The following is a 13,198-nucleotide window of genomic DNA, read 5'->3' on the forward strand; positions in this document are numbered from 1 at the left end:
CGACGGCGAAAGCTGCTAGCGGGGTGTCTTTTCCATCCGGATGCGTTCTTCCGCCGACGCGCCGGCGCGATCACGCCGCCTCGTCCACCGGGTTTCCCTGGTCGATGATCTGCTCGGGTCCGCCTGTCTCGACCGCCTCCGGCTTGATCCGGAACCAGGCAACATACAGCGCCGGCAGGAAAATCAGCGTCAGGACCGTCCCGACGACAATGCCGCCCATCATCGCGTAGGCCATGGGTCCCCAGAAGACTTCACGCGAGATCGGTATGAGCGCCAGCGTCGCGGCCGCGGCCGTCAACATGATCGGCCGCATGCGATGTTCGGTCGCTTCGATCACCGCTTGCCAAGCTGGTGTGCCTTCAGCTTTCAGCTCTTCGATCTGAACGACAAGGATCACCGAATTTCGGATCAGAATACCCGCCAGGGCGAGGATTCCGAGGATGGCCACGAACCCCAACGGGGCATGACTGAGAATCAGCGCGGCCACAACTCCAATGAGGGCGAGTGGCGCGACGGCAAAGACCAGAAAGAGCCGATTGAAGCTTTGGAGCTGGATCATAAGAACCGTCGCCATGATGAAGAGCATGAGCGGCACGACTGCCGCGATCGGACCCTGCGACTTCGCGCTTTCTTCGACCGTCCCGCCGACAGCGAGGGAATACCCGGGTGGCAGGCTCTCCGAAAATTTCTGGATCTCGGGTCCAAGCTGTTTGACGATGGTGTCCGGCTGGGTCGGCCCGGAAACCGCGGCCTTGACCGTGATGGTCGGAGTACGGTCCCGCCGCCATATTTTCGGCGGCTCGAGTTCATACCGCAGCGTGGCCACTGCCGAAAGGGGAACCGCTTTGCCGTTGGACGCAGGGACGAGCACGCTGCTTAGCGTCTCGAGCGAACCCCGTTCCGCGGCGTTTGCCCGGCCCACAACATTGATCAGGTAGATGTCGTCCCTGATCTGCGTGACAGGCGCGCCTTCGACAACCGAATCGAGGGTAGTCGCGATTTCCTGGGACGTGACGCCGAGCTGGCGGGCCTTGTCCTGGAGCACGTCGATCTTGACGACGCGCTCGGGCTCGTTCCAGTCGAGGATCGTGTTGTGGAGCAGCGGATGCCTGCTGACCAGGCCGAGCAACTCCTGACCAAGCGATCTCAACTCGTCGATATCGGGCCCGCTGACCCGGTAGTGGATCGGTTTCCCGATTGGCGGCCCGATATCGAGGAGTTTTACGTAGGCATCGGTGCCGGGAAACATGTCCTTGAGATACTGCTGCAACTTGGGGCGCAACCTGTCGCGCGCCTCGAGGGACTTGGAGACGATGACCGTCTGGCCGAACGAGGTGTCCGGCGTCTGGACGTCGAATGCTAGGATGAAGCGGGGAGCTCCCGTGCCGACGTAGGTCGACCAGTGAGCGACGTCTTCGTTGCCCGAGAGGGTGTCCTTCTCGAACTTCTGCATCTGACGATTGATCTCCGCGAACGAGGTGTTGTGCGGCAGATTCCAGTCCACGATCAGTTCATGGCGATCTGAGTTCGGAAAGAACTGCTGCTGGACGAGGCTCATCCCGGCAACGGACAGTCCGAAAACACCGACGGTAAGGGCGATCGTCACCCATCTCCACCGAACGGCTGCGGAAAGTACCCGCGAGAAAACTCTGGCGGCAATTCCCTTTCGCGCCTTGTGGCTTGCCATCGTCTTGGGAAGCAGGGTTACCCCGAGAAGTGGAGTGAAAAGGACAGCGACGATCCACGACACGACGAGCGATACCGCGATCACGACGAATAGCGTGAACGTGAACTCCCCGGCCGCGCTGCTGTTGAGGCCGATGGGGATGAAGCCCGCCACCGTCACCAGCGTCCCGGTCAGCATCGGAAACGCCGTTGTCGTGTAGACGTGGGTCGCAGCCTTCCTGATGTTGTCGCCCGCCTCCAGCCTGGCGACCATCATTTCGACGGCGATCATGGCGTCGTCAACAAGAAGTCCGAGGGCGATGATGAGCGCGCCGAGTGAAATACGCTGCATCGAGATGCCCGTGTATTCCATGAAAACGAACGTTATGGCCAACACGAGCGGGATAGACACGGCCACCACGAGGCCTGCGCGCACGCCGAGGCTTATGAAGCTGATAAAAAGAACGATCACCACCGCCCCGAACAGGGCCCTGGTGAAACCAAACACCGCTTCTTCGACGACGGCGGGCTGGTCGGAAACCAGATGGACGTCCGCGCCCACGGGCATGTTCGCTTCTATCTCCGAAACCTTGTGCTTGAGCGCCTCGCCAAACTCCAGCAGGTTGGCTCCCGTACGCATGCCGATTGCCAATCCGAGTGCGGGCTCCCCGTTGTAACGGAACAGCGTGGCGGGAGGGTCGGCGTAGGCTCGTCGGATCGTGGCGATCTCGCTCAGTGGAAAAAATCGGTCCCCGATCCGGAGGTTGATTGCACCGAGGCTCTTCTCGGATTCAAATGATCCGCTGACCCTAAGGGCGATCCTTTCGGCCCCGGACTCGATGACGCCCGAGTGCGTCAGCGCGTTCTGAGCCTGAAGCGTCTCGATCACGGTCTGACGATCTACGCCCAGCGCCGAAAGCTTACGAGTGGAGAACTCGAGGTACACCACTTCGTCCTGTGCTCCGAGTATTTCCACCTTGCCGACGTTCGACACCGTTAAAACTTGGGCTCGGGCGTTCTCGACGAGGTCACGCATCTCGCGCTGTGTCACGCCGTCTGATGTGAAAGCGTAGATGTTGCCGAAAACATCGCCGAACCTGTCATTGAAGAACGGACCCCGCACTCCGGCGGGAAGGGTCGCCTGGATGTCGTTGATCATGTTCCTGACGAGGATCCAGTTTTTCTCGACCTCGCTCGCTTTTGTCGACGGGAGAATATCCAGAAAAATGGTGGTCCTGCCGGATACCGTCATGCTACGCGTGAAGTCGAGTGCCGGGAGTTCCTCGAGCTTCTTCTCGATTCTGTCGGTGACTTGCCTGGCCATTTCGCCGGCGGATGCGCCCGGCCATTCTGCTTGTATGATCATGGTCTTGATCGTGAAGGAGGGATCCTCTTCTCTCCCGAGCTTGACGTACGAGAACGCGCCTGCGATCACGAAGACGATCATGAAATACCAGACGAGCGATCTGTGCTCCAACGCCCAGTCGGATAGGTTGAACAACTTCATGGCTCGCTCCTCTTGGAAAATCGGATGGCCTGGCCTTCCGCCAGACTGTTTACTCCGGCCAAGACGACACGCTCTCCGTCGTCAAGACCCTTCAGCACCGTCACCTCGTCTGTGGAGAGACTGTCTTCGTCTACCTCGATCACTCGTTTCGTGACGGTTCTCCTGTCCTCGTCCACGATCCACACGAAGACGCCGTCGCCGGTCCCAACGGCCCGTCGAGGCACCGTGACCGGGGTAGTATCTGAAGGTGCCAGATAGGCCGTCGCAACCGCACCGATGCGGAAGCCTTTGCCCGGCGACAAAAGGGTAATGCGCACGCGGCGGGTTCTGGTGAGCGGGTCGGCCGACGGCGCAAGTTCCCGGACTACACCGCGCACCGCCTGCTGATTGTCAAGCTGCAGCCTCAGGACAAAAGGGGTCCCGATTCTCAGCCCGCGGTACACCTCGTCGGGAACGTCGATCACGACCTCGCGCTCGTCCGGTTGGGCGACCGTGACGACGGGTTCTCCAGCGTCTGCGGTCTGCCCCACCTCGGTGGACGTCCTCGTCACGATACCGTCAAATTGCGCCCGCAATGTCGTATAGAGGAGTTGTTCCCGCGCTTTTGCAAGGATGGCTTCCGCTTTGCCGACATTAGCTTGCGCAGACTTCAATGCCTGCTCGGCCTGCTCGAATATGGCGGTGATCCCGAGCCCGCCGTCCGCAAGTGTCCGCTGCCTGTCCCTCGTAACCTGAGCGTTGGCCATTCTGGCCTCCGCGTTTCGAAGATCGGCCTCAGCGGCGCTCACCTTGAGCGATTGCGAGGACGATTCAAGGGTGGCCAGGACCTGACCGCGAGTCACGAAATCACCAACTTCGACTGGCCGGGAATTGACGTTGCCGAGTACCCTGAACCCTAGATCGGAAGAGACGCGGGCCTCTACCACTCCCGGATATCCCCCGGTGCTTCGGCTGATACCGACGACTGCCGAAATGATGGGTCTGGGACTGATTGTTTTCTGCTGCTGGCCTTGATCTGAACACCCGACAAGGGTGAGGGCCGCCAGTAGGATGATGGTTTTCTTGACTCTCATCTCTCTTACTCGGGTTTGACCAGGACCGCCCGGCCAGGTGAAAGAAATTTCCCGCCTTCGACGATGACTGCGTCGCCGACGGAGATGCCGTCGGCGACTTCGACAGAGGACGTCCTGTGTTTGCCGATCGTGATCTTCCGGAGTGAAACAGTTTGCGTGGCCGGGTCCACGGTCCAAACCGCCGGAGCGTTGCCGACAACCGTTAGGGCCGACCACGGGACCTCGATCGTCGACCTTTGCGGAGATTCGAACGCGCCGACGATCGGCGCTCCGAGCGGCCAGTTCTGCTCCTCGCCCATGTTGACCTTGACCTTGATAGTTCCGGTCAAGCCGTCGATGGTCGGCGAAATCTCGCGGACCGTTCCCGTGATCTCGCGTGTCGGGTCGGATATCAGACTGAGGGCAAGCCTATCTGCCGGGGGATAGCGGAGGTACAATGCCTCCTGGACATCGAAGACGCCGTCACGCTGGCCGTTTCGCGCCAGCGTAAAAATGGGTTGGGCCGCTTTCGCGATTCGTCCGACCTCCGCGTTCCTGGCCGTGATGATTCCATCGGCATCGGCTGTCAGCTCAGTGTACCCGTATAGCTGACGGGCATTATCCAGCTGCGCCTTGGCGGCGGCGACATTCTCCCTGGATGTCGCGAGGTCCTCTTGCGCCTGATCAATCGCCGCTTGGGTCGTCACGCTCGTCTTGCTGAGGTTACGCTGCCTTTCGAAAGCGAGGTCGGACAAGTTGAGTTGCGCCTCTGCTGACTCGAGATTGGCGCGGGCGACGTTGATGTCCGCTTTCTGCTCTTCGGCATCCAACCGAGCGAGGAGATCGCCCGCCCTCACCCGGTCTCCGACGTCAACGTATCGTTCGACAATCCTCCCGTTCACGCGAAAAGAAAGATCGCTCTGCACGCGGGCCCGGACCTCGCCTGTAAGGTAGGTGGCCTCGACTGTCGAGGTCGGCCGGACCGTAACGGCCCTGACCACGATAGGAGCCGGCTCGGGCTGCGCTTTGCCTCCGACCACGGAGAGCGCCGTGAAGGTGGCTGCGATCAGGATGAACCCGACTTTTTTGAACATGGTCGAACCTCGCGCGAAGTAAATTCGAACGTCGTTTGAGTGGCCGCGGGATCGCGGTGGTAATTTCGGGCGTTCCGGGGCGTGTACCCCCCTGTCCATCCGATAGAGGCTGAGTTCGCAACTTACCTGGTTCCGCCGTCACCAGTCATCGGATCGCGGTCGAGGCTCACTGCTGTCTCTACTGTGAATGGATTTTAGCGTCCCCTGCCCCGACATGAAGATATACATCGGTTGGGGTTGTTTCGATCACGCCGGAGCGTGGCACGGATATGCGCCAAAGGCTTAGATGAGGCGCAGTCGTGTGACGATATCCATTGCGATCAACGTCTAGTGAGGTCAGCAAGGCATGACGAGAGAACCACCCTAGGCAAGTACCGCCGGAGAGGCTACGACCCGGAAAAAATCCTTGGGCTCCGCGCTCGATGAGGTCGGCTGGACGCCCATTGGGAAGCGCATCAAGGTGAAAACGGATAAAGATCAGCCGCCTCTATCGAAACCCGATGGCAGTGCGGTTTTAGCGCCTGATCTGGCGACTGGACGGGTAGCTCAGCGAGCTGGACCAGCGTTGTAAGTGTCGTGGACTTGGGCAGGTTGGTCTACCCCGCAACGCGCCCTCGATGGCGCAGCTGGGCCAGCCATCGCCCTTGAATTAGGCCGGAGAGGCGTTGACGGAATGATGGGGATATCGCGTCCTGCGACGCAGTAGAAAGGGCTACCTCTGAATCCGCCACCCTTTCGCGGGAAGTCCTCTCCGTTGTCCACTCGAAGAGCTGCGTGCCCTTGTTTTGGCCGGTTACGAACAAGTCGTGGTCGATCCCGACCGTGAAGTCCGCGTGGATCGGATCGGAAAAGCCGATGAAAAGCATCCTCTGGTGCCATGTTGTCAACGATGTTTGGTATTTGACTTCTACAAGGGCCACGGTGCCATCCCAATGTCCTCTTATCAGAGGCGAACGCTCCACACTCAGCGCCGCGTCCGAATAGGCATAAATCACCGGCAGAGCGAAGAATGCTTCGATTTCGCGGGCTGTTTCGCCACCTAGATCAGGCTTGAGATCGCTCTTCGAATTCAGCGGACCGTACGAGGTCTGACGGCTCCATGATGTCCCGACCGTTTCGGCGCTCCTGTAACAGAACGAATTACGGCAGACCGCAATCTCGATCGAGCCCACTGTGTCTGTCGAGCGACGCAGGTTCTGAATTCTGCTATAAAGCTCAAAAGCGTAGTCCCGGTAAGATATGGCCGTCATGGAGCTGCCTCATTGTTTTTCATTGGTGGGCGGGCCAATAGCCGGTATGCCGTGTCCCGGGGCTGCCGTCTTTTATGTCAAAACCATAAGGTCACCCGGCAGCCAGTCGATATATACGATCGTTTAGGATCGCCCTTGGCGATAGCCATCAGGTGATGCTCATCCCGCCGTCGACATGGAACTCGACGCCGTTTACGAAACTCGCTTCCGGCGAGACTAGGAAGAGCGCCGCATTGGCAATTTCCCTCGTCTGCCCAAGCCGTCCGACGGGGATCATGTTAGACATTGCCTCCAAAAAATTGGGCCGTTCTCGTTCGCTTATCCCGAGCTTCGCCAAAATTTCGGTGTCGACGGGTCCTGGGCTGATAACGTTCACCCGGATGTTCCTCGATTTGAATTCCTTCATCCAGTTTCTTGCGAAGGCGCTCACAGCAGCTTTTGTACCGGCATAGACACCATGGTTGTCCAGAACCTTGGTGGCGGCCAACGAACTCGTCAGAAGAATAATGCCACCGTCGTGCATAAATGGAACGATCGTCTGGACGCCGAAAAAGACACCACGTGTGTTAATCGCGAAATGACGGTCGAACTCCTCAGGAGTAACTTCACTGGAGGGTTTGAGATCGATCACCGCGGCATTCGCGACGTAAATGTCCACCCCGCCAAAGCGACGCTTGGCTTCCGAGACTATCGATTTGTGATGTTCAAGATCGGCTACATCCCCTTGTATACCTATCGCGCCGTGGCCGATTTCGAGTACCGCGGCGTCGAGAGCGTCTTGCCGACGCGCCGTGACGATGACCTGCGCTCCGTTTGCGGCAAAGAGTTTTGCCGTTTCCTTGCCTATACCGCTGTTGCCGCCGGTGATGATGGCGATTTTGCCTTCAAGCTTTTTCATGGTTTGACGCTCCTTTGTTGGAGCTCGAAGTAGCAACTCGGCGTGACGTCCAGTAGGTATATGTCAGGCACATCAATTTTGCGTTGGAGTTCGCAATGCGGAATCTACTCGAAGAGACACCTGGGCTGCTTGCATTCGTGAGGGCCGCGGAAAGTGGCTCCTTTACCTCAGCTGCCAAATTGCTCGGGACGGCGGCATCGCGAAGCATTTCCAGACTTGAGAAGCAAATCGGGGCCCGGCTCTTTCTGCGATCCACGCGGGCTCTTACCCTCACACCCAATGGCCATTTGTTTCTCGAACGCGTCGCCCCTCTCCTAAAAGAACTGTCGAACGCGGGCGACGTTCTCTCGAGAGGCCTCTCGGGACGGCTCAAGATCAGTATCCCGAATGAGCTTGCCGCGATGCTGATCGACGCGATCATGGAGAAAATCGCAAAGCCCAATCCCGCGCTTCGTCTAGAGATTGGCATTTCCGATCGGTTCGTCGACGTAATTCGTGAGGACTACGACGTCGTGTTCCGTGTCGGACGTCTGCCGTCGAGCGAACTGTCTGCCAGGAAAATCGCCGACATGGAGATGGTTATCGTCGCGTCTTCCGAACTTCTCGCGTCACTCGGCAATCCGCGTACCGTGGACGACCTGTCTTCTTTCCCGTTCGCACGTTACGCACAGGGAGGAAAAGGTTTCCAGATTACGTTCGAGGACGGATCGATAGCTGCGCCGCCCAGTGTGATCGACTGCGACTCGGGCTTTGGCCTTCATCGCGCGGCGCTACATGGTATTGGAGCGGCGTATCTCATGCGGTGTATCGTGTCGGACGACATAGAGCGGGGTCGATTGGTCGCCTTAAATGTCGGAGCCGATCTCCCGATCCTCCCACTGAGCGCAGTCCACGCCTTCGGGCTACACCCGCCCCATAAAGTGGTGTCGTTGTGCGATCTGATCGAGGCTATGCTTCGAAGTGCAGAGCGGGGGACAAGCCCCTGAAAAGCGCCGCCGCGGTTAGGCGACGGCGCGCGCGTGCCTGTTCAGGGCTGCGCCTTCACCGGCAGCCGGAACGGAGCGCCAAGCCGATTAAAAGCATTCATAGCTGCGATTGCGATCGTGAGGTCGACCAGATCTTTCGGCTCGAAAACCGCCGATACGGCAGCGTAGGCGTCATCGGAAGCATGGGTCTCGCTGACAAGTGTGACCTCTTCGGCCCAAGCCAGCGCCGCGCGATAATTGTCGGGAAAAAGGTATGGCACCTCTTCCCACACTGGGACCAGAGCGACCTTGTCAGCGGCCATAGTCTTGAGAAGGTCGCGGGTATGCAGGTCGATGCAATGCGCGCAGCCGTTTATCTGGGAGACACGCAGGAACACGAGGTGGATAAGTTCCTCGGGAAGATTCGTGTTGTGCGACACGTAATGATGGACCCCGAAAAGCGCTTTGGCTCCAGCTGGAGCTATTTCGTGCCAGTTAAGGCGGGTGGTTTGTTTCATGATGATCTCCTTTGACTGCGCCGGTGGTCGGCACTGATCCAATGACGAGATGGAGATTGAAGGCGTGACATGACGACGTTATTTATTTTCCGATTTTGATGCAGCAAGCGCAGATTAGCCGGTTCATCATGAGGAAATTTGAGTCCAAGGAGAGCGATATGTGGCACTACGGCGATAGCGAGCCGGACCAGATTCGAAGCAGTCCTACGGGGACGACAGCGTTTGAAGAGAGCTCCTCGGTATCGCCTGAAGATCGGAAACTGAGGGAATTTACGCTGCAGCGAAAGCGCCTGCTGCGCCTCGGATACCGGATGCTGGGCTCCATCACCGAAGCGGAGGATGTCCTGCAGGATGCATGGCTGCGTTGGTCACACGCTAACGAGGACATTCAAACTCCGACGGCCTACCTCACCCGTATTGTCACGCGGTTATGCCTCGATCGAATGAAGTCGGCGCGAGCGCGTCGCGAGCTCTATGTCGGTCCATGGTTGCCAGAGCCGCTAATTGAATGCGCCGACACGTACGACATCGTTTCCGACGATGTTACTGTTACGCTGATGTTGGCGTTGGAGCGACTTTCACCGCTCGAAAGGGCGGCTTTCCTGCTCCATGACGTATTCGACATGGCGCTGACCGAGGTGGCGGTTGTGCTTGAACGTGAGCCGACCGCTGTTCGACAACTTGCTTCCCGAGCGCGTAGGAATGTTCGAAATGCACGTCCACGTTACAATATCGGAAAAGCGGAGGCCGATGAGATTGTGCGCGCTTTCTTTGCCGCGTCGCGCGACGGTGATGTCGCGGCGCTTTCGGAGTTGCTGACACGCGACGTTGAAATACACACAGACGGCGGCGGAAAGGTTCGCGCATTGCGGGCTGTTATCTACGGCTTGGAGCGTGCACTGCGCCTCTTCGTTTCCGCTCGAAAGAAGGCGGTGCTTCTACCGACTTTCCTTCGAACCGTCACCATTGATGGCCTAAAGGGATTTGTGGGCCTGGACTCAAATGGCGTGCTTCAAACTACGGCTTTGGACATCCGCGATGGCAGGATCTCGGCGATCTTTATCGTGAAAAACCCCGACAAGCTGACGCGTGTTAAAATTTAGGGTCTGAGCAGGCCTTTCGCCTCGGACGTCGCATTTGCCTCTTTTCGATGGGAACGTACGCGCGCACTGGCACGCCCACGTTGGCGCAGTGATACCGGACTGACCGTATCTCTTCTTTGAATGATTCCATCACCCGGCGGCTATACGAGACTGGCCGCATACCAGCGTATAATTACGCGCGGAACGCGTTTGTTTCATATCTGGCCTATCGACCAACGATCACGACGCTAAGGCGCTGATCAAGCCTTGAACGGAGATATCAGGATACGGCCACGTTTTGACATTGTTGACTGCCGAGACAGCCCTCTCAAACTGCGTCTACTGAACGAACTTGAGATCGAATTTGGCGTAGATCAATTTCGCATCGCGCTTATCCGCATCCGGGTGCACGCACAGGCGGCTGTGGAAGCTCCATCAGGTTTCACAGCCAGAAGGCCCGAATGCTCGGCAAAGCCGAACCTTGGACTTCGATGACCCCACAGAGGAGAGCGGCGTCGATCTACAATCGCTTAGAGCGGTGCCGATCTGGAGCTCGCGGAAACTCTGATGCGGACCGCCGAAGGCATTTCGGACCAGGCTTATGACGCGATCCGGGATTTCTTCATGCCAAATATCGCACATCTGATGGTCGCGGTGAGTACAGCACGCAGGTGAGATCGTCTGGTATTGCTTGCGCAATGCGATCCTCGATCCTGCAAAACCTACATGACAGCAGCACGGCCAAATATTGAGCCGCCAACGGCTCCGGAGCGACTTGTCTCCAAGCCCGGACACCCCCAATCGAAATTCATTTTCCGCCAGCAACATCAACGTCTCAGAGAGTGTTAAGACATGCGCTCGAGCTATTCGGAGCAGAGTCCTTCTGTCCCACTTATTCCGGCTTCCTTCTACTTTACCATCATCCTGATGATGGCGGGTCTCGCGTCGGCGGCGGTTTACATCGCGGCTACGGCTGAGCCGCAACGGACGCGTGTATATGTGGCGGAGAACTCCACAGACCGGCAGACAAAGGGATCTCGTCGCAAGGTCGCATCCGGCTCGCTGTTGGTGTCACCAGCAGCGAGCCGAAAGATCGAAAAAGCTGTCTTGGACGGTTCGTCAGCCGCAGCTCTATCCGATGTCGCTTCCCGTTAGGGCCACACTCACCCGCCATAGCCGATCGGCAGCTTCCGGGTCGATGGCATATGGACGCACGCCTTTGCGCTCGGTTTCTTCGATCGCCGCGACGTCGCTGTTCTCGCAATAGAGGCCTCCCAAGCCATCGAGTAGCGGCGAGGTCGCACACCAGACGGTCGTCGCAGCGCCTTGGGCAAAGTTCTTCATATCCGCCTCGGGGTCGATGATGGGCTGCGCATTCTGGTCAAGCGCGCCGAACCCGTCGATCTCTTGAGGCGACAGATGGCGGGCCAGCGGCCCGACGATCGAGCCGGGATGCACTGAAAACGCCCTGATTCCGTGAGTTCTCCCTCGAACGTCGGCAGCGACGGTGAATAGCGCGTTCGCGGTTTTCGACTGTCCGTAGGCTTGCCACTTGTCGTATAGCCGCTTTTCGAACCGCAAGTCGTCGAAATGGACACCGTCGATCAGGTGTCCACGGGACGACAGTACAACGATCCGCGCACCCCTCGCGGCCTTGAGCGCTGGCCATAACAGTGTGGCGAGCCTAAAATGGCCGAGATGGTTGGTGGCGAACTGGCCTTCGTTGCCGTCCTCGTCGCGAAAGAGCGGCGTCGCCATTACGCCCGCGTTCAGTATCAGTCGATGGATGGGGCGGGCCGTTTCCAGAAATCGCGTCGCGAAGCGCTCCACGGACATTCTATCCGTGAGTTCCATCTCATGGACTTCCGTTCCCGGAATATCTTTGAGAGCGCTTTCGGCATCCACCACGCGCCTCGCGGGTACGACCACTTCGGCCCCCTTGGACGCGAGAACCCGCGTCGTCTCGAGACCGAGCCCTGACGCGCCGCCCGTGACGAGGAAGACCTTGCCTTGCAAGTCGATGCCGTCGGCCACCAACTGAGCGGTAGCAGCCGGACCCCATTTGGTTCCGAGTGGTGTTTGAGCGTTGTTTTTCATGAGTGCCTCACTTTCGTCTGGCACCTGATATGGCAAATCGAGACAAGACAAACTATGTTTAATGCTCCTGTAATCTGTAGCGAACGTCCGAAATGTCGTCCGATCCCTTTTCAAACATCTTGCGGCTGACCCGAGCCCGTGGAGTTTTGTCGACAGGTCTCCGCGCGAAAGGGCACTTTGCTGTCCGCGTCGAAATGCACGACGGCATGAAATTCAACGCGGTCACGGAAGGCGCATGCTTCCTTGATGTGGATGGGCATGAAAGCTACAATCTTCAAACCGGGGACTGCTTCCTGCTGACAAGGTCCACGCCCTTCACCGTCGGCAACCACCGTTCAAGCAGGGTGCTATCCGCTGACCAGGTATTTGCCAATGCGACTGCCGGATTCGCGCAACTCGACAATGGCGACGGGCCGACGGTGACATTCGTCGGCGGCAGGATGACATCGGACAGGAACCTGGAGTTCCTCACCTCGTCCCTTCCAGCGGTTCTCCTGTTGAGGGCCGGAACTGCGACCGCGGAATGGATAAGGGGGCTGCTGCTGCGGCTGGAAGCCGAAATGACCGAGGGACGCCCCGGGGCCGAGATCATATGTGAAGAGATCATGCATATGATCTTCGTGGAGATGATCCGGAGCCATTCCAACAACGGGCAGGCAGTCGGTTGGATTGCCGCCCTTTCCAACCCTCAAATCTTCAAGGCGCTTTCGGCCATGCATGCCGCACCCGGAAGACATTGGCGTGTCGGTGACTTGGCCTCGACAAGCGGTCTCTCGAGATCGCAGTTCGCCGAACGCTTCGCGCGGGTCGTCGGAGAACCTCCGCTGGAGTACCTTACGCGGTGGCGCATGACGCTAGCCCGCGAAGCGCTCAGAGATCGGACCGCAACAGTCGCGCAGATCGCCAACGACGTGGGTTACGGCTCGGAGGCGGCTTTCGGAGCCGCCTTCAAGCGCGTTTACGGAACCTCGCCGAGACGATCTGTTGAAGGCGATCGTGTAGTTAAGCGGCAACACGATGCCGCTGCGCTCGAAAGCGGCGGGACTGCTAGGCGGAGTTGATTGAGACCT

The 13,198-nt window shown here is 58.6% G+C and carries 10 protein-coding genes; 3 read left to right on the forward strand and 7 right to left on the reverse strand.

Annotation, left to right across the window (positions count from 1 at the left end):
* Positions 1-70: 70 nt before the first annotated feature.
* From ABUK73_RS17730 to ABUK73_RS17750, 5 genes are all read right to left on the reverse strand, one after another.
* On the reverse strand, positions 71-3,172 hold the full coding sequence (locus ABUK73_RS17730) for an efflux RND transporter permease subunit (RefSeq protein WP_353578434.1): 3,102 nt from the start codon (positions 3,170-3,172) through the stop codon (positions 71-73).
* Positions 3,169-4,245: an efflux RND transporter periplasmic adaptor subunit gene (locus tag ABUK73_RS17735; protein ID WP_353578435.1), complete on the reverse strand. Its 1,077-nt coding sequence runs from the start codon at positions 4,243-4,245 to the stop codon at positions 3,169-3,171. Before ABUK73_RS17735 ends, ABUK73_RS17730 begins: the two co-directional genes overlap by 4 nt.
* A 5-nt stretch (positions 4,246-4,250) precedes the next feature.
* On the reverse strand, positions 4,251-5,318 hold the full coding sequence (locus tag ABUK73_RS17740; RefSeq protein ID WP_353578436.1) for an efflux RND transporter periplasmic adaptor subunit: 1,068 nt from the start codon (positions 5,316-5,318) through the stop codon (positions 4,251-4,253).
* A 596-nt stretch (positions 5,319-5,914) separates the two neighbouring features.
* Positions 5,915-6,568 carry a response regulator gene (locus ABUK73_RS17745; RefSeq protein WP_353578437.1) on the reverse strand — a complete coding sequence of 218 codons (654 nt, stop codon included), beginning with the start codon at positions 6,566-6,568 and terminating at the stop codon, positions 5,915-5,917.
* Positions 6,569-6,716: 148 nt separating this feature from the next.
* Complete coding sequence (locus tag ABUK73_RS17750) at positions 6,717-7,466, reverse strand: SDR family NAD(P)-dependent oxidoreductase (RefSeq protein WP_353578438.1); 750 nt, start codon at positions 7,464-7,466, stop codon at positions 6,717-6,719.
* 95 nt (positions 7,467-7,561) lie between these two features.
* On the opposite strand from ABUK73_RS17750, the gene ABUK73_RS17755 reads away from it, so the two are divergent.
* Positions 7,562-8,452 (forward strand): LysR family transcriptional regulator, encoded by an 891-nt coding sequence (locus tag ABUK73_RS17755; protein ID WP_353578439.1) that lies wholly within the window; start codon positions 7,562-7,564, stop codon positions 8,450-8,452.
* 41 nt (positions 8,453-8,493) lie between these two features.
* On the opposite strand, the gene ABUK73_RS17760 is transcribed toward ABUK73_RS17755, so the two are convergent.
* Positions 8,494-8,949: a carboxymuconolactone decarboxylase family protein gene (locus ABUK73_RS17760; protein WP_353578440.1), complete on the reverse strand. Its 456-nt coding sequence runs from the start codon at positions 8,947-8,949 to the stop codon at positions 8,494-8,496.
* A gap of 158 nt (positions 8,950-9,107) precedes the next feature.
* On the opposite strand from ABUK73_RS17760, the gene sigJ reads away from it, so the two are divergent.
* Entirely contained in the window at positions 9,108-10,052 is a 945-nt protein-coding gene (gene sigJ / locus ABUK73_RS17765) for an RNA polymerase sigma factor SigJ (RefSeq protein ID WP_353578441.1), read from the forward strand.
* Positions 10,053-11,162: 1,110 nt separating this feature from the next.
* Here the strand turns inward: sigJ and ABUK73_RS17770 are convergent.
* A complete protein-coding gene (locus tag ABUK73_RS17770; RefSeq protein ID WP_353578442.1) occupies positions 11,163-12,128 on the reverse strand; it encodes an SDR family NAD(P)-dependent oxidoreductase in 966 nt (321 codons plus the stop codon).
* Between the two features lie 92 nt (positions 12,129-12,220).
* On the opposite strand from ABUK73_RS17770, the gene ABUK73_RS17775 reads away from it, so the two are divergent.
* Positions 12,221-13,189, forward strand: coding sequence for an AraC family transcriptional regulator (locus tag ABUK73_RS17775; protein ID WP_353578443.1), 969 nt, complete (start codon positions 12,221-12,223; stop codon positions 13,187-13,189).
* Positions 13,190-13,198: the final 9 nt, after the last annotated feature.

This window comes from Agrobacterium vacciniicorymbosi (assembly GCF_040427045.1).
Taxonomy (GTDB): Bacteria; Pseudomonadota; Alphaproteobacteria; order Rhizobiales; family Rhizobiaceae; genus Agrobacterium.

Coding starts and splice junctions, on each gene's coding strand:
- sigJ (WP_353578441.1), top strand. CDS start 9,108: ATGTGGCACTACGGCGATAGCGAGCCGGACCAGATTCGAAGCAGTCCT.
- ABUK73_RS17770 (WP_353578442.1), bottom strand. CDS start 12,128: ATGAAAAACAACGCTCAAACACCACTCGGAACCAAATGGGGTCCGGCT.
- ABUK73_RS17760 (WP_353578440.1), bottom strand. CDS start 8,949: ATGAAACAAACCACCCGCCTTAACTGGCACGAAATAGCTCCAGCTGGA.
- ABUK73_RS17745 (WP_353578437.1), bottom strand. CDS start 6,568: ATGACGGCCATATCTTACCGGGACTACGCTTTTGAGCTTTATAGCAGA.
- ABUK73_RS17730 (WP_353578434.1), bottom strand. CDS start 3,172: ATGAAGTTGTTCAACCTATCCGACTGGGCGTTGGAGCACAGATCGCTC.
- ABUK73_RS17740 (WP_353578436.1), bottom strand. CDS start 5,318: ATGTTCAAAAAAGTCGGGTTCATCCTGATCGCAGCCACCTTCACGGCG.
- ABUK73_RS17755 (WP_353578439.1), top strand. CDS start 7,562: ATGCGGAATCTACTCGAAGAGACACCTGGGCTGCTTGCATTCGTGAGG.
- ABUK73_RS17775 (WP_353578443.1), top strand. CDS start 12,221: ATGTCGTCCGATCCCTTTTCAAACATCTTGCGGCTGACCCGAGCCCGT.
- ABUK73_RS17735 (WP_353578435.1), bottom strand. CDS start 4,245: ATGAGAGTCAAGAAAACCATCATCCTACTGGCGGCCCTCACCCTTGTC.
- ABUK73_RS17750 (WP_353578438.1), bottom strand. CDS start 7,466: ATGAAAAAGCTTGAAGGCAAAATCGCCATCATCACCGGCGGCAACAGC.